The organism is Desulfosalsimonas propionicica (genome assembly GCF_013761005.1).
Classification (GTDB): Bacteria; Desulfobacterota; Desulfobacteria; order Desulfobacterales; family Desulfosalsimonadaceae; genus Desulfosalsimonas; species Desulfosalsimonas propionicica.
Genome location: NZ_JACDUS010000003.1, coordinates 36,398 through 58,721, shown reverse-complemented (window position 1 = coordinate 58,721; position 22,324 = coordinate 36,398). Strand labels below are relative to the sequence as shown.

20 protein-coding genes are annotated in these 22,324 nt (G+C 55.9%); 5 read left to right on the top strand and 15 right to left on the bottom strand.

All coding sequences use genetic code 11. The annotated features are described in order from the left end of the window. Positions 1-2 precede the first annotated feature (2 nt). A complete protein-coding gene (locus HNR65_RS06285) occupies positions 3-1,664 on the top strand; it encodes a putative bifunctional diguanylate cyclase/phosphodiesterase (RefSeq protein WP_181550629.1) in 1,662 nt (553 codons plus the stop codon). Here HNR65_RS06285 and HNR65_RS06280 read toward each other — a convergent pair. Beyond that, positions 1,646-2,725 (bottom strand): lysylphosphatidylglycerol synthase transmembrane domain-containing protein, encoded by a 1,080-nt coding sequence (locus tag HNR65_RS06280; protein WP_181550628.1) that lies wholly within the window; start codon positions 2,723-2,725, stop codon positions 1,646-1,648. The genes HNR65_RS06285 and HNR65_RS06280 overlap by 19 nt on opposite strands. A gap of 391 nt (positions 2,726-3,116) precedes the next feature. Between HNR65_RS06280 and tyrA the strand changes: the two genes are divergently transcribed. Further along, positions 3,117-4,262 carry a bifunctional chorismate mutase/prephenate dehydrogenase gene (gene tyrA / locus HNR65_RS06275; protein WP_181550627.1) on the top strand — a complete coding sequence of 382 codons (1,146 nt, stop codon included), beginning with the start codon at positions 3,117-3,119 and terminating at the stop codon, positions 4,260-4,262. A 42-nt stretch (positions 4,263-4,304) separates the two neighbouring features. Here tyrA and HNR65_RS06270 read toward each other — a convergent pair whose 3' ends face one another. Genes HNR65_RS06270 through ftsH form a run of 3 tightly spaced genes read right to left on the bottom strand, consistent with a single transcriptional unit; the run spans position 4,305 to position 7,994 of the window. Beyond that, positions 4,305-5,462, bottom strand: coding sequence for a 4Fe-4S binding protein (locus HNR65_RS06270; protein ID WP_181550626.1), 1,158 nt, complete (start codon positions 5,460-5,462; stop codon positions 4,305-4,307). Beyond that, positions 5,440-6,000, bottom strand: coding sequence for a shikimate kinase (locus HNR65_RS06265; RefSeq protein WP_232364676.1), 561 nt, complete (start codon positions 5,998-6,000; stop codon positions 5,440-5,442). The genes HNR65_RS06270 and HNR65_RS06265 overlap by 23 nt, the downstream gene beginning before the upstream one ends. A gap of 59 nt (positions 6,001-6,059) precedes the next feature. Continuing rightward, complete coding sequence (ftsH, locus tag HNR65_RS06260) at positions 6,060-7,994, bottom strand: ATP-dependent zinc metalloprotease FtsH (RefSeq protein ID WP_220128307.1); 1,935 nt, start codon at positions 7,992-7,994, stop codon at positions 6,060-6,062. A 244-nt stretch (positions 7,995-8,238) separates the two neighbouring features. Between ftsH and HNR65_RS06255 the strand changes: the two genes are divergently transcribed. The 3 genes from HNR65_RS06255 to HNR65_RS06245 are packed head-to-tail and all read left to right on the top strand — an operon-like array spanning position 8,239 to position 12,186. After that, positions 8,239-8,868 carry a (2Fe-2S)-binding protein gene (locus tag HNR65_RS06255; protein WP_181550624.1) on the top strand — a complete coding sequence of 210 codons (630 nt, stop codon included), beginning with the start codon at positions 8,239-8,241 and terminating at the stop codon, positions 8,866-8,868. A 9-nt stretch (positions 8,869-8,877) separates the two neighbouring features. Further along, positions 8,878-11,199, top strand: a complete 2,322-nt coding sequence (locus HNR65_RS06250) for a xanthine dehydrogenase family protein molybdopterin-binding subunit (RefSeq protein WP_181550623.1) — start codon at positions 8,878-8,880, stop codon at positions 11,197-11,199. A gap of 3 nt (positions 11,200-11,202) precedes the next feature. After that, positions 11,203-12,186: an FAD binding domain-containing protein gene (locus HNR65_RS06245; RefSeq protein WP_181550622.1), complete on the top strand. Its 984-nt coding sequence runs from the start codon at positions 11,203-11,205 to the stop codon at positions 12,184-12,186. Positions 12,187-12,230: 44 nt separating this feature from the next. Here the strand turns inward: HNR65_RS06245 and HNR65_RS06240 are convergent, their stop codons facing one another. The 11 genes from HNR65_RS06240 to HNR65_RS06190 form a co-directional block, all read right to left on the bottom strand. After that, positions 12,231-12,932 carry a 2-phosphosulfolactate phosphatase gene (locus HNR65_RS06240; RefSeq protein ID WP_181550621.1) on the bottom strand — a complete coding sequence of 234 codons (702 nt, stop codon included), beginning with the start codon at positions 12,930-12,932 and terminating at the stop codon, positions 12,231-12,233. Between the two features lies 1 nt (position 12,933). Then, the gene (locus HNR65_RS06235; RefSeq protein WP_181550620.1) at positions 12,934-13,854 is read right to left on the bottom strand and encodes a cation diffusion facilitator family transporter; all 921 of its coding nucleotides are present in this window, start codon (positions 13,852-13,854) and stop codon (positions 12,934-12,936) included. After that, positions 13,835-14,053, bottom strand: a complete 219-nt coding sequence (locus tag HNR65_RS06230) for a hypothetical protein (protein WP_181550619.1) — start codon at positions 14,051-14,053, stop codon at positions 13,835-13,837. The genes HNR65_RS06235 and HNR65_RS06230 overlap by 20 nt, the downstream gene beginning before the upstream one ends. 6 nt (positions 14,054-14,059) lie before the next feature. Continuing rightward, positions 14,060-14,854, bottom strand: coding sequence for an ADP-ribosylglycohydrolase family protein (locus HNR65_RS06225; protein WP_181550618.1), 795 nt, complete (start codon positions 14,852-14,854; stop codon positions 14,060-14,062). A gap of 81 nt (positions 14,855-14,935) precedes the next feature. Then, positions 14,936-15,433 (bottom strand): L,D-transpeptidase family protein, encoded by a 498-nt coding sequence (locus HNR65_RS06220; RefSeq protein ID WP_181550617.1) that lies wholly within the window; start codon positions 15,431-15,433, stop codon positions 14,936-14,938. 68 nt (positions 15,434-15,501) lie between these two features. Continuing rightward, positions 15,502-16,281, bottom strand: coding sequence for an NAD(+) synthase (gene nadE, locus HNR65_RS06215; RefSeq protein WP_181550616.1), 780 nt, complete (start codon positions 16,279-16,281; stop codon positions 15,502-15,504). A 46-nt stretch (positions 16,282-16,327) separates the two neighbouring features. Continuing rightward, on the bottom strand, positions 16,328-16,867 hold the full coding sequence (locus HNR65_RS06210; protein ID WP_181550615.1) for an SHOCT domain-containing protein: 540 nt from the start codon (positions 16,865-16,867) through the stop codon (positions 16,328-16,330). 183 nt (positions 16,868-17,050) lie between these two features. After that, a complete protein-coding gene (locus HNR65_RS06205; RefSeq protein ID WP_181550614.1) occupies positions 17,051-18,403 on the bottom strand; it encodes an ammonium transporter in 1,353 nt (450 codons plus the stop codon). A gap of 708 nt (positions 18,404-19,111) precedes the next feature. Then, the gene (gene glnA / locus HNR65_RS06200; RefSeq protein WP_181550613.1) at positions 19,112-20,527 is read right to left on the bottom strand and encodes a type I glutamate--ammonia ligase; all 1,416 of its coding nucleotides are present in this window, start codon (positions 20,525-20,527) and stop codon (positions 19,112-19,114) included. A gap of 69 nt (positions 20,528-20,596) precedes the next feature. Continuing rightward, positions 20,597-20,935 carry a P-II family nitrogen regulator gene (locus tag HNR65_RS06195; RefSeq protein WP_181550612.1) on the bottom strand — a complete coding sequence of 113 codons (339 nt, stop codon included), beginning with the start codon at positions 20,933-20,935 and terminating at the stop codon, positions 20,597-20,599. Positions 20,936-21,002: 67 nt separating this feature from the next. Continuing rightward, positions 21,003-22,292, bottom strand: a complete 1,290-nt coding sequence (locus HNR65_RS06190; protein WP_181550611.1) for an ammonium transporter — start codon at positions 22,290-22,292, stop codon at positions 21,003-21,005. Between the last annotated feature and the right edge of the window lie 32 nt (positions 22,293-22,324).

Below are 22,324 nucleotides of genomic sequence, written 5' to 3'. Positions count from 1 at the left end.
TGATGGAAAAAAGCGAAGAAGCAATTCTTGTTGCAGAAGATGTTCGGTCGTCGCGCCATGCCCTGGTCAGCATGCTCAAAAAACAGGGTTTTTCCAGCATTTATGAGGTGGAAAACGGACAGCAGGCACTCGATATGCTTCGCAGCCAGAGTATTGACCTTGTGCTGCTCGATATCATGATGCCGGAAGTTGACGGTCTTGGGGTGCTCAAGTCCATGAAGGCCGATGCCGGCCTCCGCCTGGTGCCGGTAATCATGATCACGGCCATCGATGACATGGACAGCGCCGTGAAATGCATTGAAATGGGCGCCGAAGACTACCTGATCAAACCGTTTAATCCGGTCATGCTGCGTGCGCGCATCACTGCAAGCCTGGAGAAAAAGCGGCTGCGCGAGATTGAGAAAGAATATCTGCGCATGTACGATTCAGCCACCGGTCTGCCCAACCGGCGGTATTTTGCCCAGCGGCTTAATGAACAGCTGCATCGCAGCCAACGACACCCTTCGCTTTTTGCCGTACTGGCGGTACGAATCGGAAAATACCCGGCCATCTTTGAAACCCTTGGGAGAAAAACAGGGGATCGTTATATCCTGGAGCGCGCCGGGCAGCTCAGGAAAATCCTGCCCAATGATGCGGTGATTGCCCGCACCGGGGAGCAAACCTTTGGGGTAATTCTCTTTGACCTGCCGTCACCCGCAGCGGGCAATGCCGCGGCCAAAAACATTTCCGAGACCCTGGTCAGTCCTGTCTACCTGGAGGAACGCGAGTTTACAGGCAACATCCAGGTGGGCGTGGCCTACAATGATCCCCCTTATTCAAACGCTGAAACCATGCTCCGGGATGCGGGCCTGGCCGCCGGCCAGGTGGATATCCGGGGGGGATTCAAGATCTTTGATGACACCATTCACCAGGCGGCCATGCGACGGCTGGAACTGGAACCGGCCCTGCGCCAGGCCCTTGAAAACAATCAGCTGATCATGCATTATCAGCCGATTGTATCCCTTGAAAACGGCAAAATTAAAGGATATGAAGCCCTGGTGCGCTGGCAGCACCCGGAAAAGGGAATCATCATGCCCGATGAATTCATCCGGCTGGCCGAGGAAACCGGCCTGATCATCCCGCTTGGCGCCTGGGTCATCCATGAAGTCTGCCGGCAGGTCGCCTCCTGGCAAAAAGACAAAAGCCGGGACAATCACCTGACCATCAGCGTCAATGTCTCGGCTCACCAGTTCACCGAACCGGCCTTTCTCTCGGTGATCCAGTCCGCTCTTCAAAAATCGGGCGTCCAGAGCACCTGCATCAGCCTGGAACTCACCGAGACCGCACTGATCAACAACAGCCAGCAGGTCACGGAAGTACTCGACGAGCTGCGCCGGATCAAAGTTCGCACCTCCCTGGATGATTTCGGCACCGGCTACTGCTCCCTGAACTACCTGCACCGGTATCCCTTTGACACCCTGAAAATTGATCAGTCCTTTGTGCGCCACATTGATTCCAATCCCCGCAACCAGGCCATTGTCAACAGCACCATCGAACTGGCTCACCGCCTGGGCATGCAGGTGGTCGCAGAAGGCATTGAAACCGAGGCTGAGGTGGAGACATTAAAGCAGTTAAACTGCGAGTACGGCCAGGGCTGGTTTTACGGTCAGCCCGCGCTTTCGTGATCCGCCCGGCCAACAGATGAAAGTTTCACTCCGGCTGCCACAGCGGAAATCAGACCGGCAATGAGCACCGGGAACAACAGCATGGCATGGGACACCAGGGAAAACCCGGCAGCCGCATCCTTTTGCACCCCGAAAAGCGCAAGACCAAAAACGCTGCCCGCCTCCCAGATCCCCCAGAAGCCCGGAACAGACGGCAGGACAATAAAGAAACACACAATGATAAACACGGCCATGGTCTGGGAAAACGCCAGTTCCACGGCCGGAAATGCAAATGTGGCCAGATGCAGGGCAAAGGCCTGCAGCAACCAGATCACCAGTGAATAGCCAAGGCAAAGCGCCAGGCGCAGGGGCCGCCGGATCATGGACAACCCGGCGCCCACATGATCAATTACGGCCGCAATGGGGCGGCTGATTTTTTCTTCGAGTTTGCGGGCCGCAGACGGGCGTTTTGCAAAAATACGGTTTGGCGCTGCCAGCACAAGCGATTTGAAAAAACGCTGAACCACGGGCACGCTGATTGCCGCCAGGGCTACCGTGATACCGGCACACACCCGGCTTATATTGTGTGCAATGTTTTCCAGGACCTGCCGGTCCAGTTGCCAGGAGCGAAAACTGATCTCCAGGTTTGGATCAATATGAACAAATGCCATGACCCAGGCAAACAGCGCCACCAGGACGATCATATCAAACATCCGCTCCGCGATCACCGTTGTAATGCCCAGGGTGAAGGGCACGTCGTTTTGCTTTTTGATGATGGCCGGCCGGGCCAGTTCTCCGATGCGGCCGGGCAGCACCGTGTTGATCATAAAGGCGATCATCAGGGGGTGATATACAGCAACAAAGGACAGTTTCCGGGAGGTGCCCAGAATCAGCTGCCATCTCACGGCCCGCACCGCAAAGGAAAGCAGGCCCACGGCCGCTCCGGCTGCCAGCCACTCGTACCGGAGCCCGGCCATGCTCCGGATCAGATTTTCAAAAGGAACATTTTTAAATGCAAAATAAAAACCCAGCATTGACAACAAAACACCGGCAGCCAGGGATATCCACATATTGCGCTTCATGACAGCTCCGAAGGGGCTTGTTGGACCAAAGATGATGGCACCGTAAAAAATCTGATTTCAAATGGTGCCGTAAAAAGTTCATCTGTTCAATGAACATAGCGTTTTTTTACAGCAGGTGCAAAAATTAACCCCGCACGCCCTTGACATCCCATGAGGATTTTATATGCTTTTTGCCTTGCATGGCCTGCGTCAAAAATTTTTCCACCACCGGAATTTCTGACGCGCTCGTAAAAAGCCGATTTTCAGATGGCACCGTAAAAAGTTCAAGATCAAGGCTTGCGCGATTTCGAAGAATGCAGCGTAGTTATCCGTACGTGAAATTCTGAGAAATCGCGCGTAACGCAGATATTGGACTTTTACGGTGCCATCAATTTCTCAAAAGGGACAAAACATGGCCGACAGCCCGGACAAGGATCACGAAAAACAGCTTTCACAGCTGCGCCAAAACATTGACCAAACCGATGAAAAGATCATCTCCCTGCTCGCCCGGCGGCAGAAGCAGGTTGAGCAGATCGTTGAGATCAAAAAAAAGCACCACCTGCCCGTTTATCACCCGGCCCGGGAAGAGGACCTGATTTCCGGACGCCGGGATCGGGCGCGAAAAGCCGGCCTGGATCCGGATTTTGTGGAGGAAATGTTTAGGTCCGTGCTGCGCCGCTCCAGAAAGGAGCAAAGCGGGCAGATGCGCAAAAAAGGACTCTACCCTGGGGCGGTGGTGCTGATTGTGGGCGGCTACGGGGAAATGGGGCGATATTTTGAGGCCTGTTTTTCCGCAGCCGGCTATCAGGTACGCCTCATGGGCCGGCAGGACTGGGACCGGGTGGGACAATTGTGCAGGGATGTGGCCCTGGCTGTTGTTTCCGTGCCCATTGAAAAAACCGTAGACACCATCAACGCCCTTGCCCCGCATCTGCCGTCAAAAGCCGTTCTCACAGACCTGACCAGCGTTAAGCAAACACCCACCCGGGCCATGACAGCCGTCCACAAGGGGCCGGTCATGGGCCTGCACCCCTTGTTCGGCCCTACCACGTCGTCTCTGGACAAGCAGATCATTGTGGCCTGCCCGGGCCGTGACCCGGATGCCTGCCAGTGGGTCATAGACCAGTTCACCGCCTGGGGGACGGTCATTGTCCAGTCATCGCCTGAAGAACATGATGAGATAATGGCGGTGGTCCAGTCTCTGCGGCATTTTGCCACATTTGCCTTCGGTCAGTTCATGGCGCGCAAGCAGGTTCCCGTGGCGCGCACCCTGGAGTTCTCCAGCCCCATCTACCGCCTGGAACTCGGCATGGTGGGGCGCCTGTTTGCCCAGGACGCAGCCATGTACGCGGAAATCATCTTTGCCTCCCCACAGCGCCGGGAACTGTTGAAAGCCTATATCCAAAACATCAATGACAACCTGGAGATGGTGGAAAAAGGCGACAAGCAGCGCTTTATTCAGGAGTTCAACCAAATTGCCGAATGGTTCGGCCCCTTTGGCGAACAGGCCATCCGGGAAAGTTCCTATCTCATCGACAAGCTCATCGAACGGTTTTAAAAAAGGGGGCGCAGACCGCCCCCTTTTTTTCCGGGTCTTGGATTACGAGGCTTTTTTCTTCTTCGGGGCGATGCGCACGATCCGCGTGGGGCCCTTGACCATGGAAATGGCGTTTTCCGGGCAAAACGCGGCGCAAACCCCGCATCCAATGCACAGCTCTTCATTTCTCTGCGCCTTGCCGTCATCACCCAGGTAAGCGGCATAGGTGTGGCACTCATCCACGCACGTGCCGCATCCCACGCACAGCTCCGGGTCAATGACGGCCAGGAAATTGGTGGCATTTGAAATCGGTGCGATCATGTTTTCCACGGAGTTGCCGCAGCAGCACCGGCAGCAGTTGCACACGCTTGTCTCATCCTTGCTGATATCAAAATTGGGATGATAAGCCTTGTGCACCAAGCCGTCGGCCTCTGACCTTTTGAGTATTTCCCGGGCCTCCTGCTTTGAAATCATCCGGGAAAATCCCTGCTCGCTTGTGTAGCGGGCCGATTTGCCGAATGTAAAGCAGGTCTCGCGCAAATCCGTCTGCTTGCAGGGCTGGCCGCTCAAATCCTTGTGATGCCGGCAGAAGCAGTAGCCAAGCGCGATTTCGTCAAATTTTTCAATCAGCGCCTCCACCTGCTGAGCCGGCAGGATCCGGTCAGCCGATTCTTCCACGGATTCGTCCACCATGATTTTAATGGGTTGGCCCGTGGATTTGTTCTCGGCCATGGGCACGGTGCGGTCCACCGGCGGGGCCTGCATGAGCTGAGGCATGAGGCTGTCGTAGTTGCTCTGCACGATATCTTCGAGCTCTTCAAACAACTGGTCAAACAGGGCGCTGATCTGCCGGTTGCGCTCATTGTGCTCGATTTTGCCCATAAACATGTATTCAAAAGTGCCCACATTGAGCAGCGGCAGCAGCCGGTAGACCATTGTTCCCTTGCGGTTGGGCTGGTTGAAGATAACGCCCCTGGAGGCCAGTTTGCTGGCCTTTTCCACAACCTCGGATTCGGAAAGCCCGGTGGTCTCCTTGAGCTGATCAAGGGTCTGGGACTTGTACTCCCTGAAAGCCAGAACAAAATCCAGGTCTTCTTCACCGAGAAAATATTTCAGCAGCTTGACCAGGGTATCATTGACCGGTACAGGGGTACCCCCGGCTGAAGAAATGACATGACCCGCCTGCTTGTATTTTTCGTCAATGTTGGCCTCTTGCGTCATAACCGGTTTTTCTCCTTTGGTTTGAATGAATTGCAGTCAATTTTGCCATGATTTGCTCACAAACCGTCTCCTGGGCCATTCCGGCACAGGCAACGGTCATATCGGCATGTTTTTGATATAGCCCCAGGCGCTCGGCATACAACTGGGCAAAGCTCTGCTCCGGGCGCTTGGCAATGCCCCGGTCACTGAAATCCCCCACCCTTTGCTCCAGAGTGGCCAGATCCGCGTCCAGAAAAACAATGATGCCATCTGATTGCAGATGCGCCATGGCCGCATCACTGTAAACAGCACTGCCGCCCGTGGCAATAACATGATTTTGAACGTCCAGATCCAGAAGAAGGGCTTCTTCGATTGCGCGAAGCGCGCTATGGCCCTTTTTGTCCACGATCTGCTGCAGGGTTTGTTTTTCCGCCGTCTGGATCAGCACATCCGTGTCCACAAAGGCCCGGGCGGTTTTTTTGGCCAGAATCACGCCCACGGTGCTTTTGCCCGAACCCGGCATGCCGATCAACACGATATTTGAAACATTTTTATCCAATACCATTTTCCCCAAAAAGCCTAAAGGCCTGTGTTTTTCATTAGACACCTGCGGACGCGTCAACGGGAAGTTTTCTTTGCTTCCCGATTTTCGTCCAAAAGTTGATAAACCCGCTGACCGGCAACTTCCTCGTTTTCGATCAGCGTTTCGGCCAGCTGATCCATGGCGTCTCTGTTGGTTTCCAGGATGTTTCGGGCCTGGGCAAAGGCCTGGCTGAGCAGCGCCTCGACCTCCCCGTCCACCTCCTGGGCGGTCATCTCGCTGTACTCACGGGTTTTGGCAAGCTCTTCTCCCAAAAAAACCTCGCCGCCCTGCGAGCCCAGGGCCATGTGCTCGAACCGGCCGCTCATGCCCCATTCCAGGACCATGCGCCTGGCGATCTGGGTTGCACTCTGCAGATCATTGGCGGCTCCGCTGGTGGCGGTGTCAAATACCAGCATTTCCGCCGCACGGCCGCCCATCATCACCGAAAGCCGGTCTGTGAGATATTGCTTATGGTAAATGTATTTCTCCGCTTCCGGAAACTGCTGTGTGGCCCCCATGGCCCGGGTCCGGGGCACGATGGAGACTTTGTGGACCGGATCGGCGTATTTCAGGGAGGCGCCCACAACGGCATGGCCGGCCTCGTGATAGGCCACCATCTGTTTTTCCTCCTCTGTCAGGGCCAGGCCTTGGCGCACCAGGCCCATGAGAATCTTGTCCCTGGCCTGTTCAATATCATGATTTTCAATGACCTGCTTGTTTTCCCGGGCGGCCAGCAGTGCGGCCTCATTTAACAGGTTTCGCAGATCCGCCCCGGAAAAACCCGGGGTGCTGCGGGCCAGTGCCCCTAGGTCCACGTCATCGGCCAGATCCTTGTTATGGGCATAGATTTCCAGTATCTTCTGCCGGTCCGATGTATTGGGCAGATCCACGATAATCCGGCGGTCAAACCGGCCCGGGCGCATCAGTGCCGGATCCAGCACATCCGGTCGGTTGGTGGCGGTCATGACGATCACGTTCTGGCTTTCTTCAAATCCGTCAAGCTCGGATAGCAGCTGATTCAATGTCTGCTCGCGTTCATCGTGACCCCCGCCAAGGCCTGCGCCCCTGCGGCGGCCAATGGCATCGATCTCATCAATGAAAATAATGGCCGGGGCATTTTTCTTGGCGTCCTGAAACAGGCTGCGCACCCGCTTGGCGCCCACACCCACAAACATCTCCATGAAATCCGATCCGGTGATGGAAAAAAAGGGCACGTCCGCCTCGCCGGCCACAGCCCGGGCCAGCAGGGTCTTGCCTGTTCCCGGCGGTCCCACCAGCATCACCCCCTTGGGCACTTCCGCGCCCAGTTCCCGGATTTTGCCCGGGTCCTTTAAAAACGCCACCAGTTCGTGCAGCTCTGTTTTCGCTCCCTGGGCGCCTGCAACATCGTCAAATCGGGTGGACTCCTGGCTGCGCTGGTACAGGCGGGCGCGGTTTTGCCCGATGGAAAACAGGCCTTCGCCGCCCTGCCCCTGAAAACGCCTGTACTGGGAATAAATCAGGCTGATGAGAATCACAAACGGCAGCAGGGTGACAATCAGATACCACCAGTTCGTATCCGGCTCGGGCACGGCGGTGAGCTCCACATCATTGTCGTCAAGGACTTCCATCAGGTTTTTGTCACCAAACGAAGGCAAATAGGTGATGAATTTTTCATAGGTTTGCTCCTTGCTCCCGGAATTTTTTTCCACGGCCTTTTTCAGGCTTCCCCGGATCTCGTCGCCCTGTACGGTCACCTGAGCCACATTGTCTTCATCGAGCTGGCTGAGAAAGGTGCTGTAGCTGATCTTTTCCGGCCCCATTCCGGACATGTAAATGCTCCAGCCAAAAAGGGCCAGCATGACGATCATGAGAATCCAGAGATGATAGGTATAGTTCTGACTGGCATACCAGGGGCTTGTAAACTGCGGGCCCTTGCCGGTCCCGTTTTTCTGATGCGGGTTTTGGTCTTTTCCTGTCGGCTCCTGCATGGCATCTCCTTGTGCGCCGTTTCAGCCCAGGCCAAATCGGCGTTAAATAGTCAATAATATATGCTGACTTTAGCAATTTCATCCCCGGACGGCAAGCAATGCATATGTTCTCTACAGTCCCGGGCAGAGGCAAATAAAGGATGTCCTGTATTTTCTCCCAGCCGCAAAATGCGATATGAGATAAAAAGTCAACTTGTTATTTATCCAACAAAGGTCAACGACATAGCCTGACACGGAGGTGTGTATGGATTCTGATGATAAAAACCGGGGCGGTGCAGGCGGAGTCACCCGCCGTGGTTTCATGCAGATCATCGGCACAGGAGCCGTGAGCGCATCTTTTGCCGGCGTGGCCATGGCCGCCCGGCCGGAGCCGGCGCCGCCGGAAAAGATGATTCCTGCCGAAAACACGGTAAAAATCCGTCTTCATGTCAACGGCGCAAAACAGGAAGTCCTGGCAGAACCCCGATGGAGCCTGCTCTATGTTCTGCGCGAGGTCATCGGCCTGACCGGCACAAAGGAGGGCTGCAGCCGGGGCGAATGCGGGGCTTGCACGGTTCTCATCGACGATATTCCCAGATACGCCTGCATGACCCTTGCGGTGGAAGCCGAGGGACGCAAAATCACCACAGTGGAGGGACTGATGAACGGCGAGCAGCTCGGCCCCGTGCAGACCGCGTTTCTGGAGGAAGACGCCTACCAGTGCGGCTACTGCACCCCCGGACAGATCATGTCCGTGGAAGGTCTGCTGCGGAAAAATCCCGACCCCGGCCTGGAAGAAATCCGCACAGCGGTCTCCGGCAATCTTTGCCGGTGCGGGGCCTACAAAAACATATTCCGGGCCGGAAAAAAGGCTGCAAGCCTGAAAACCAAATAAGGGGGGCCCATGGCACAGGATGACAATATATATTACACCCGGGGCATGGAAGTACCGGAAACACCCGAGCCGGGAGCGACACCGGAATTCTGGGAAAAGACCGCAGTGGTGGGAAAGCCCTCCCCGAGGGTAGACGGATATGAACGGCTCAGCGGCACAGCCGTCTACCCCTCGGATATCAAGCTGCCCAACATGATTTACGGCGCCATTCTCCGGTGCCCGCACCCCAATGCCCGGGTCAAAAAGCTCGATGCCGGCCGGGCGCGGAAAATGCCCGGTGTCAGGGCCGTGATTACCGGGGATTCAGACGCGGCCAAAAATCTGAAATGGCGCTATGATGATTTTACGACCCCGCTTTTCGATCCGCACTGCCGGTTTGAAGGCGAGGCCGTGGCCGCGGTCGCCGCAGACACCCCCTACCAGGCCCGGGATGCATTGGCGGCAATTCATGTGGAATACGAGGTTTTACCGCATCTGGCCGATCATGATCGGGCCCTGGACGAAAATGCACCCAAAGTGCACGAAACAGGTAACCTTGTGGGCAAGGATGAATATTCACGCGGTGATGTGCAAAAGGGCTTTGCCCGGGCAGATACGGTAGTGGAGAGGACATACAATACCCAGTGCGAGCTCCACACCCCCATGGAACTCCATGGATGCGTGGCCAACTGGGACGGAGACCGCCTTACCATATGGGAATCCAGCCAGGGCGTCTATGCTGTGCAGTCCACTATCTCGGAAGTCCTCGACCTGCCCTTTTCCAGGGTCCGGGTGATCGGCCATTACATGGGCGGGGGATTTGGCAGCAAACTGCAGCCCGGCAAATACACAGTGCTGGCTGCCCTGCTGGCCCGGCAGGCCGCCCGGCCGGTCAAGATGATACTCACCCGGGAGGAAACCTATCTGAGCGTGGGCAACCGCCCGGCCAGCACCATGCACGTCAAGGCAGGGATGAGAAGCGACGGGACCCTGACCGCCCTTGATTTCCGGTGCACGGGCCCGAGCGGCGCTTATCCGGCCGGCGGAACCTCTCTGATGGACTGGCTGGTCCGGGATCTTTATCAATGCGACAATGTTTCCTGCCGTTCAAACGATGTTTATATCAACGCGGGCCCAGCCAGGCCGTTTCGGGCTCCCGGCCATCCCCAGGGCAGCTGGGCCCTGGAACAGATGATAGACGAACTTGCGGGAAAAACCGGCATGGATCCGGTGGATCTGCGGCTGAAAAACATCCCCGAAATCAGCCAGGCCCGGGGCCGCATGCCCTATACCACCACCGGGCTTGCCAGGTGCATCCGGGAAGGAGCCGAAAAGTTCGGCTGGAAAGACGCCGTAAAAAAAGCCCGGCAGCACAACCAATCAAATGGCCATGTAAAGCACGGCGCCGGCATGGCGGCCTGCCTGTGGATCGCCGGCGGCGGAGGACAGCCCTCAACTGTTGTGATCAGGCTGTTCCGGGACGGATCGGTAAACCTCAACATGGGGGCAAGCGATATCGGCACCGGCACCAAGACGATCATGGCCCTGGTGGCTGCCGAGGAACTCGGGGTCAGGCCCGAAATGATCCAGATCGAGCATGCAGATACCGGCACCACCCAGTATGCCACGCCCAGCGGCGGCAGCAAGACCGTGCCCACCGAGGCACCGACGGTGCGCAACGCAGCCGTGGAGGTCAAACGCCGGGTGCTTGAAATGGCTTCCGGGGACCTCGGGGTTCCGGCAGAGGACCTGGATTACAAAGGCGCGGAAATCGTCTCCAGAAGCGACAAAGACAAACGGATACGGGTCACCGAGGTCAGCCGCCTGAAAAAACGCGGCGTTGTGGTGGGGGTTGGCTACCGCGGGCCCAATCCGGCCGGAAAAACCGTCAACCCGTTCGGTGCCCAGTTCTGCGAACTCGAGGTCAACCAGAAAACCGGGGAAATCCGGATTTTGCGATTTGTGGCCGCCCATGACAGCGGACGGGTCATGAACCGGCTCACATACGATAACCAGGTATTTGGCGGTATTGTCATGGGAATCGGTTTTGGCCTGACCGAATTCAGACAGCTTGATGCCCGGCAGACCGGAAAGCTGTGCAACCGCAACTGGCATGACTACAAGCTGCCCACTGCCTTAGACGTGCCCGCGGACATGGAGAGCCTGCCGATTGAAATCGATGATCCGGAAGCCAACAACACCGGCGCCAAGGGCCTGGGGGAGCCGGTGACCATACCCACGGCCCCGGCCATTGCAAACGCCCTTTATATGGCCACCGGCATCCGTTTCACCCGGGCGCCGGTCACGCCGCTTGAAGTACGCAGACATCTTGATTTACAAAAGGAGGGATAAACCGTGCTGCCGCATTTTTCATATGTCCGTCCGGAAACAGTCAAGGATACGATCCGGCATTTAAACACAAAGGGTGCAGCCGTGCATGCCGGAGGCACAGACCTGATCGGATGCCTGCGCGAAAAGATCATGAATGTGGACAAGGTGGTCAGCCTCAGTGCCCTTGCCGAACTCTGCGAGATCAAAAAAACCGCAGGCGGCGGACTGTCCATTGGCGCCCTGGCCACCATCACCCAGGTGGCCGAAAGTCCCCTGGTCCGGGAGAAATACCCGGGCCTGGCCCGGGGCGCCGCTGAGGTGGCCAGCCCCCAGCTCAGAAACCAGGGAACCCTTGGCGGAAACCTGTGTCAGAAGCCCAGGTGCTGGTATTACCGGGGCGAATTTGCCTGCCTGCGCAAGGGCGGTAATATCTGTTATGCCATTGACGGAGAAAACCAGTTTCACGCGATATTCGGCCACGATCGTATCTGTGCCATCACTCATCCTTCGGACACCGCCCCGCCGCTGGCCGCGCTGAGGGCAAAGGTCAGGATTGCCGGCCCGGACGGTGCCAGAAGCATTGCAGTGGCAAACCTCCATGTGCTGCCCAAACAGAATGTGCATGCAGAAACCGTTTTAAAACCCGGCGAGATCATCACCCGCATCGAACTGCCGCCGCCCGGCGAAAATCTCTACAGCGCATACCGCAAGGTCAGGGCCAGGCGGTCCTGGGATTTTGCCCTTGCCGGGCTGGCCCTGGCCTTTGAAACAGACGGCGGCCGGGTGAAAAACGCCCGGGTGTTTCTCTCGGGGGCCGCACCGGTGCCATGGCGCAGCCGCGCCGTGGAGCAGGCCGTAAACGGGCAGCGCTTAAATGATACAACCATTGCAGAAGCCGCCGAAGCCGTGATCCAGGAGGCAGATCCCCTGAGCGAAAACGCCTATAAGTTAAATCTTTTCAAAGGGGTTGTTGAAGAACAATTGCATGCCGCAGCTACAGCGGCATAGGGCAAAGCTGATCCGGCCCGGCAGGCGGAGATCGGCGGGTCTGATCAAGAAAAGCGGCTGAAAAAAGGCTTTAGCACGCAGGTGGCCTTATCTGCTTCTGTTTTTCTGATAACGCAGTTGAAACGATTGGCATCCATGCACATGTAAAAATCCGCCTCAGGCGAATGGGGGTCTTGGGGATCAAAAAAGCGCAGGGCCGAGGCAGCGGTTTTAAGCTGTTGGGCCATTGGGGCAACATCAGGATTTTCCCCAAAGACAAGCTGCCGGATATACCGGGCGCAGAGCACATCCTCCAGGGCCTCGCTTTTGCCCTCAAACCCGGCGCAGACCAGATAAACGTCATCCGGACAAGTCCGGGCAATATAGCGGGCAACAGCGGCGGCATTGACAAAGCTTGCCGTAATCACGGTATCCGCGCCCCGCGCGGCCAGAAGCGCCTTGGTGCCCGCATGGGTGGAATGCACCAGGGTTTTGCCAAAAAGGTCTTTTCCCCCAATCTCAGATGGGGAGTTGCCCAAATCAAAATCCAAGGGCTTTTTGGCGTGGCGCTCTCCCATGAGCAGATAATGCGGGTATTTTTGTTTAACCGCCCTGGCGGCATCCAGGGTTTCTGCGGCCACAATTTTTTCCGCCCCCTGGTCAAATGCGTAACAGGCAACCGAGAAGGCCCTGAACACGTCAATGACAACCGCAAGGCCCCGGGCTTTTTCAGCTCCCCGGGCATAATGAACAATATGAAACTTCATTTCAGATCCGCCTGCATTCCCTATCTGACAGGGCCGCCTCCACGGGCTCGATATGCACTTCCACATCCAGTATCTCAGGACCTTTCTGCAAAAGCAGGGTTTTGACCTGTTCGGCTACGCGGTGGCCCTCATAAACGCTCATTTCACTGTCAACCACCACGTGCAGGTCCACGCACAGCTGGCTGCCGGAATACCGGGTGCGGATATTGTGCACCTGGCGAACCCCCGGATGGGTCGTTACGATCTGCCGGATCTGTTCGCACACTTCAGGGGGCGCGCCCTGGTCCACCAGTTCCTTAAACCCGGAAGCAATAATACCGATGGCGGCATAGCAGATCAAAATGGCCACGAAAAATGCAGCCACATGATCGACCAGGTGCCACTCCGGGCGGACAAAGGAAACAGCCACGGCAGCAAGCACCGGAACGGAGCTGAAAGCATCCAGCCGGTGATGCCAGGCATTTGCCGCCAGGGCCACGCTATTGGCACGCCGGCCGACCCGCCGGGTCCACTGGTATAACATTTCCTTGATCACAATGGATACAGCAGCCGCAGCCAGGGCGATCATGCGCACGTTGTGGGCATGGGCCTTGTGCACGGATGTGACCGCGTCCCAGCCGATACCGGCTCCGGCCATAAACAGCATTGCCCCGATAAATATGGAAACCGTTGTCTCCAGGCGTTTGTGGCCGTATGGGTGGGAAAGATCGGCCGGCCGGGACCAGAAATAGGAACCCAGGATCACGGCCACGTCTGTAACCGTATCCGTGATGCTGTGGATTCCATCTGCCACCAGGGCCTGGCTGTGACCCAGCCACCCGGCGATCACTTTAAAGGCCGCAAGCAGGATATTGACGCCAAGGCCCCACCATGTCACCCGTCGGACCAGGCCTTCAGGCGACTCATTTGCGTTTTTTGTCATGTCCCGGCCGCTTCTGTTTTTTGCGCTCCTGCACCTGGTTTAACCACTGCTGCTGCTGCTTTTGATAATCCGCCTCGCTCTGGTGCCAGCCGGTATAGTCCGCCTCTGATGTATCCGGGGTTTTTGCGGGCATGTTTTTGAAAAACCGGATCAGTTTTTCCACCCGGCTTTCGCCGCCCGTGTTTTTTCGCTGTGTCATATAAACTCACCCGTTGGTGAAAATGCCATGATAAGACAGCCCGAAACGCCGGGCAAATTCGCCTGTCACCTCTTTTAAGGCGGGGTCAAGATATGAAATGGCTTTGGATGCCACATCGTCGGGAATACCGAAAAAGGCCTCGGCCACGGCGCCGGCAATGGCAGCCATGGTGTCTGCATCCCCGCCCAAAGACACGGCGTTTCGCACAGCATCCTCCCAGGTTTCAGCTTCTAGAAAGGCAATAATGGACTGGGGCACCGAACCCTGGCAGGAGACATCAAACCGGTACGTCCTGCGAATTTCAGCCAATGGGGTCTCCAGGTCATAGGAAAACCGCTGGGTGACAAAATCCCGAATCCGGTCTTTGCCCGCCCCGGTTCTGGCCAGAAACACGCCGGCCGCCGCTGCCTGCGCACCCTTGATGCCCTCGGGATGATTGTGGGTCACGGCCGCGCTTTTTTCAGCCTCTGCCAACACGGTTTCCAGATCATCAAATGCAAAACCCACAGGGCTGACCCGCATGGCTGATCCGTTTCCAAAGCTGTAATAGGGCCTGCGCAGGCGCTGAGCCGCCCACTGCATAAAGGATCCCCCGAATCCGGCATGGGGATATTTGTGGAAATATTCGTGGAACTTGTCAATGTAATCCGCGCCGGTTAAAATCGCGTCGGCCACAGCCACGGTGAGCACGGTATCGTCGGTAAAAGTGCAGCCACGGGAAAAAAGCGCAAAATCCCGGGTTTTCATTCCCCGGCCTTCATAGACCGAACCGATTATATCTCCTGCAATGGCCCCCAGCATATCTGCGTCCTCCTGGTTATCAAAAATACCAGGCAGGGAAGTGCATGTCAAATACGGCACGAACGCCGCAAAATACAAAAACTATGGCTTTATTTCAATGGGCGTGCCCGCGTCAACCGCCTGCCATATCTCATCCATGGCCTTGTTGGAAACAGCGATGCAGCCCTGTGTCCAGTTGAAATACTTTGATATGGAGGCCAGCCACCCTGCCCCGTTTTTCTGGCCGTGGATCATGATTTCCCCGCCCGGGTCCACACTGGATCGGACGGCCCGCTTCCGGTCGGCCCGGTTGGGATAGGATATGTGAATGGATTTGTAAAAATCGCTGTTTGCGTTTTTGTAATCCAGCACATATTTCCCCTCCGGGGTTTTTCCGTCGCCTTCCTGCAGCTTGTGGCCTTCGGGTTCGGGACCGAAAACCACATGATACTCGCTGATGATTTGGCCATCGCACTTGAGATACAGCCTGGATTCGGACTTGACCACCACCACCATGTCGGCTTTTTCAAGCCCGAAGCCGGCCCCGGGCATGGCAAAAAAAACAACAACCAGGGCAATGACGTCTGCAATAATTCTCATTAAGGATTCCGTAATATGGCAATATGGATCAGTTGCTCCCCAAAACATGATTATCCCGTCCCGGCCGGTTATCTGAATTCATCCGGGATCACGGCCACGGGTATGGGTTCCATTTTATGGCGGTTTTTTCGGTTTAACGACCGGTAAATGGACAGGACCTCTTTCTGGCGGTCGGTGAGGTCCGGCCACCGGCCGCCGTGTGCGTCAAATGCCATGGCCCATTCCAGCTCATCATAGGTGGCCCCGATCTGATCCTCGTCGCTCCGGCTGTCGGGCCAGAGCCCGTCTGTGGGCGGGGCGTCCATGATTTCTGCCATCACCCCGAGCTGCCGGGCCAGCTGGTAGACTTCGGATTTGTAAAGATCAGCGATGGGGGATATGTCCACGCCGCCGTCACCGTACTTGGTGAAAAAACCGACCCCGAAATCCTCCACCTTGTTGCCGGTTCCGGCCACCAGCATCCGGTTGTGAGTGGCAAAGGCGTAAAGTGCTGTCATGCGGATCCGGGCCCGGGTGTTGGCCATGGTCAGATGGCCCTGGATTTCCGGGGGCAGGCCGTTTTCAAACGCTTCGAGCACGGCTGTGAGATCTGTGGTGTGTCCGGAAACATTATCATAGTATTTTTCGAGCCAGGCGGCATGCTTTTTTGCAAGGCTTTTCTGATCCTCGGCCTGCCGGATGGGCATGTTGACCACCATCACGGAAAGCCCGGTTTCAGCGCACAGGGTGGATGTCACCGCAGAGTCAATGCCTCCGGAAATACCCGCCACAAAACCGTTGACACCGGCATCTGCGGCATAGTCCCGCAGCCAGCCGACAATATGATCAATGACTTTGCGTGTCTGCATAAACCCCTCTGATATGCAAGCTTGATGCGCTTGTTACGGGTGAAACTCAATTGTCGGTGCTGTCAATGAGTTTTTGCTTGATCTTCCGGTATTCCTGCTCATCAATATGGCCGGCATCTTTGAGTTCTGTCAGTGCCTGGAGCCGGGATACAAGATCTGTCTGTTCCGGACTGTTTAACAAGGGGGTGTCGCCATTGGCAGAATCTGCGGCAATAAGATGGCCACCGGCCCGGCCCGGCTCCGCGTCCCCCTTATACGACACCTTGAAAAGGCCGCCGAAAAAAGACAATTCAACCGCCTCCTTGGCCGCTTTTTGTTCGTAAAAATCCCTGGCCGTGGCATCGCCGGATTGTCTTATTTTTCTGAAAAACCCGATCCCCCATATCACCATCCATATGCAGAAGCCCAGCACCAGAACCGCCCCGCCGATCAAAATCACATAGCGAAGGTCAAAGACCCCCTTGATGAGCACCACCACCACGGCCGCCAGCAAAGGAATGACAAAAATAGTGGCTACCAGGGCATAAAAAACGCCCAGGTGCGAGAGGATAAACTTTTGGTCACTGTTGGGCCGACGGCCGAGCATTGTGCTGTCTCAGTTTTGATTGTAAAAACAAAAACACTCCCTGTTGCTGCTGTTATATTTTTACCATAAATCTCAAAAACAAACCAAAACAAAAACCACGAAACCGCACAAGGCAGCCGGACAAAATCCTGACCAAAACGGCCTTGTGCGATTCGCGTTTCAAGGTTCTTTCGCATTGCGAGTCTACTGCGGTTTATATGAAGAGAGAGACCCCCCGCTATAGGAGACCAACTCGAAATCCGGGTATGCGGTACCCGCATGTTCGGTAAAATCGAGTCCCTCCCGCTCTTCTTCTGCGGAAACCCGCAGGCCCACGACCATATCCACCAGTTTAAACAGGATAAAGGCGGCCCCGAAGGTCCAGACAAAGGCGGCGGCAATGCCCAGCAACTGCACCCCGATAATGGCCGCAGATGTTCCCCCGGTATTAAAAATGCCCGCAGCCAGCGTTCCCCAGGCACCGTTGACACCATGCACCGACACCGCACCCACCGGGTCGTCCACCCGGATCTTTTCAAAAAACAAAACCGACATGACCACGATCACGCCGGCCACAGCCCCGATGACAATCGATGCCGTGGGCGAGACATTGGCGCACCCGGCCGTAATCCCCACCAGGCCGGCCAGGGCCCCGTTTAAACTCATGCTCACCTCTGGTTTCGAAAACTTGATCCAGGAAGTGAGCATGGCAAACACGGCACCCGCGGATGCGGCCAGGGCCGTGTTGACCGCAATCAGGGCCACATCCGTGTTGGCCGCGGTCGTGGAGCCGGCATTAAACCCGAACCAGCCCATCCAGAGGATAAATACCCCCAGTCCGGCCAGGGGGATATTGTGGCCCAGAATCGGCCGGATTGAACCGTCTTTTGCGTACTTGCCCATCCTGGGGCCCAGCACCACGGCCCCTGCAAGCGCGGCCCACCCGCCCACGGAATGCACGACAGTGGAGCCGGCAAAATCGATAAAACCCAATTTTTCAAGCCATCCGCCGCCGTCGAGCAGCCCGCCCCAGGCCCAGCTGCCAAACACCGGATAAATCAGGCCGGTAATAAAAATGGTATAGAGGATATAACCGATAAACCGGGTCCGCTCGGCCATGGCCCCGGAAACGATGGTGGCGGCGGTGGCGGCAAACACAGCCTGGAAAATCCAGAACATCAACACCCAGGGATCGCCGCCGGGTTCATAACCGCTTAAGAAAAACCCGGACGTGCCAAACCAGCCGGTGTTAGAAACCCCGAACATCAAACCAAATCCCACGGCCCAGAACACCAGCGAACCCATGGAAAAATCCATGAGATTTTTCATCAATATGTTGATGGAATTTTTGGCCCGGGTAAACCCGGCTTCCACCATGGCAAAGCCCGCCTGCATGAAGAAAACCAGAATGGCGGCAACCAGCGTCCATGTATAATCCGCATGGGTCTGGACCTGGCCGACGGCCGCGTGGTTTGATTCAATTGAAGGGCCGTCGCCGGCAAACGCCGGCAGCAAAGCTGCGGCCCATATCATCGTTGTCCATAGCAATGTTTTCATTCCTGATACCTCCCGGGTTCAGTTACTGGTTTTAAATTTCAGCTTTCAGAAACAGTTGGATGCGCTGACCTGAAAGGCCTTGGTTTCTTAATAGCAATTGGCGTGCCATTTGCTATTAAGCAAGCTATTAAAATAAGCATTTGATTTTATAGTATATAAAAAAAGGCCACTTCAGAAGCCCAAAAAAGAATATTACATTTTTGCAATGTTAAAATAGAAAAATAACAAAATTGTAAATTTTTAGGCACAAAAAGATGGCATTGCAAAAAGCTTTTTAGCGCGTCCGCTGTTGTTGCAGGAAGGAAGCCCTGCGGCCGGGGTTTCAGTTTTTTCGCTCCTGCCCCTTTACGAATTCATCAAATGCCTTCGCTAAAATTTCAAAAACTCGGCCTGCCGGCCTCAAACAATTTGAAATTTTTACGCTCCGGCATTTGCTGAATTTTTCCGTAAACGCTCAATGTTGCTTCAAAAACTGAAACTCCGACCTTGGACTTCCTTGGAAGTCTGATTTCAGATGGTGCCGTAAAAGTTCAAGATCAAGGCTTGCGCAATTTCAAAGAATGCAAAGGACTTATCCGTACGTGAAATTCTAAGAAATTGCGCGTAACACATATATTGGGCTTTTACGGCGCCATCAAAAAAGGCGGCCCCTGACCACAGGGACCGCCTTTTTATCCGCCTGCGCTTTTGCGCAGTCAGGAGGGGGGACTAAATGTCGTAATACAGGAAAAACTCGTGCGGATGAGGCCGCAACTTGATGGCATTGACCTCTTTTTCCATTTTGTACTCAATCCAGCGCTCAACTACATCCTTGGTAAACACATCGCCCTTGAGCAGAAACGCGTGGTCATCTGCAAGACCCTGCAGAGCCTCTTCAAGGGAGCCCGGGGCGGAATCGATCTGGGCCAGCTCCTCGGGGGGCAGGTCATAGATGTTTTTGTCCATGGGATCGCCCGGATCAATCTTGTTTTCAATCCCGTCGATGACCGCCATAAGAATGGCGGAAAAGGCCAGATACCCGTTGCAGGACGGATCCGGGGTCCTGAACTCGATGCGTTTGGCCTTCGGCGATGCCGAGTACATGGGAATCCGCACCGCAGCACTGCGGTTTCGGCTCGAATAGGCCAGGTTCACCGGCGCCTCAAAACCCGGCACAAGACGCTTGTAAGAGTTTGTGGTGGGGTTGGTAAACGCGCACAGCGCCTTGCAATGCCTTAAGATACCGCCCACGGCATAAAGCGCCTCCTGGGAAAGCCCGGCGTACTTGTCGCCGGCAAACAGGGGAACACCGTCTCTCCAGATACTGACATGGGTGTGCATGCCCGTGCCGTTGTCCTCAAACAGGGGTTTTGGCATGAACGTGACCGTCTTGTTGTACTGATGGCCCACGTTTTTGAGCACATACTTGAACCATACCAGCTGATCACCCATTTCCATCAGCGGCTTAAAGCGCATGTCGATTTCTGCCTGACCGGCGGTGGCCACCTCGTGATGCTGGCATTCCACGTCAATGCCCAGATCCTCCAAGGCCAGCATCATGTCGGTTCGAATATCCTGGCCCTTGTCCATGGGCGGCACCGGGAAATAGCCTTCCTTGTGGCGCGGCTTGTATGCCAGGTTGGGATTTTCCTCGCGGCCGGTGTTCCACACACCCTCTTCTGAATCCACCATGTAAAACGCCTTGTTTCTCTGGGAATCAAAGCGCACGTCATCAAAAATGAAAAACTCGGCTTCCGGGCCGATAAAGGCCGTATCCCCGATGCCGCTCTGCTTGAGATAATTTTCAGCCTTCTGGGCCACGTGCCGCGGGTCCCGGGAGTAGGCCTCCCGGGTGACCGGATCCACAATATTGCCGATCAATACCAGGGTTTTTTCCTCGTAGAAGGGATCGATCCTGGCCGTGGAGGCATCGGGAACAACGAGCATGTCACTTGCGTTGATGGGCTGCCAGCCCCGCAGGCTGGAACCGTCAAACCCGTAGCCGTCCTCAAAGGAGTCCTCGCTCATTTCGCTGACCGGTACGGTAAAATGCTGCCATATGCCGGGAAAATCCATGAACCGGATGTCCACCACCCGTATGTTTTCCTGCTGAATCATCTCCAGTACGTCTTTTGGCTGTTTCATTGTCTGTTTCCTCCTCGAATTTTTGATGAATAAACTGCTTTAAAACCCAATAAATGTAAATGCTGTTTTTTATATGGCCTCGTTGTCCGCCTCGCCGGTACGCACCCGGATCACGCCTTCCAGGGGAATCACAAAGATCTTGCCGTCACCAATCTTTCCGGTGTTGGCCGCAGAACGCACCGTGTCGATCACCTCCCGGGCCCGGTCTGCGGGCACCACGATTTCAAGCTTGATTTTGGGCATGAAATCCACGAGATATTCCGCGCCCCGGTAAATCTCCTTGTGGCCTTTCTGGCGGCCGTAGCCCTTAACCTCGGTAATGGTCATGCCCTGGATGCCGATATCGTTTAAGGCCTGTCTGACATCGTCGAGTTTAAACGGCTTGATGATGGCTTCTATTTTTTTCATGGTTTATCCTCCTGCTGCAAGGTTACTTGGTAAAAAATTCTGTTTTTATCTTTTTTACGAAATTTCCTTAACCGGTAATTTCAAAGGCCCGCTCGCCGTGGATGGCATTGTCGAGCCCGGTGATTTCGCTGTCTGCTTCCACGCGAAGTCCCCTTGTGACAGCCCGGGTGACGATCACCACCACAAATGTGGCAGCGGCTGAAAAGGCGACGGTGGCCACTATGGAAACCACCTGTATGACCACCTGCATGGGGTTGCCGTATAACAGGCCGGCTGCACCTTCTGTAATGGCCGGGTTGGCAAATATGCCGGTTGCAAGCGCGCCCCACATGCCGCATACGCCATGGACCCCGAAGGCGTCCAGGGAATCGTCATACCCGAGCTTCTGCTTGAGCCTGGCCACACTGTAGAAACCCAGCATCCCGGCCACGGCCCCGATCACCAGGGCTGCGGGCAGATTGACATACCCGGCTGCCGGGGTAATGGCAACAAGGCCGGCCACAACGCCCGAGGCAATGCCGAGCACGGTGGGCCGGTCATTGGCAAACCATTCAGCAAACATCCAGGCAAGCGCCCCCATGGCCGCAGAAGTATTGGTCACCATGAAGGCCGAGGCAGCCACGCCGTCTGCAGCCAGCTGGCTGCCGGCATTAAACCCGAACCACCCGAACCACAAAAGGGCCGCGCCCAGGGCTGTTAATGTAATGCTGGAGGGAAACATGGCATCCTTGCCGTAGCCCAGCCGCTTGCCCACCATCATGGAAAGCACCAGCCCGGCAACACCTGCATTGATATGCACCACGTTTCCGCCTGCAAAGTCCAGGGCGCCCATGGTATGCATCCAGCCGCCGCCCCATACCCAGTGGGCCACGGGGCTGTAAACCACGGTCAGCCAGAGCACGGCAAACACAATCCAGGCGGAAAACTTCATCCTGTCCACGATGGCACCGAGCACCAGGGCCACGGTGATTGCGGCAAACGTCATCTGAAAGACCACAAACACCAGTGTGGGGATGGTGCCGGAAACACTCTCCGGGCCGATGCCGGCCAAAAACAGATAATCCAGCCCGCCCACGATTCCGCCCGCACTCGGGCCAAAGGCCAGGCTGTAACCCCACATCACCCATATCACGCTGGCCAGGCAATAGGCCACAAAGGTCATGGCCAGGGTATTGAGCAAATTTTTATACCTTGACATGCCGCCGTAAAAAAGCGCCAGCCCCGCCGGGGTCATCATCATCACCAGGGCTGTTGCCACAATAACCCAGGCGGTGTCCCCGCTGTCCGCCTGCTGGCCGGCAAATGCCGGGGCAGCGGGCAACAGCAGCAGAAGCAATGCGTTTAGAACCTTTTTCATAATTTTCGCTCCTTAATAAAATTATAGACAGG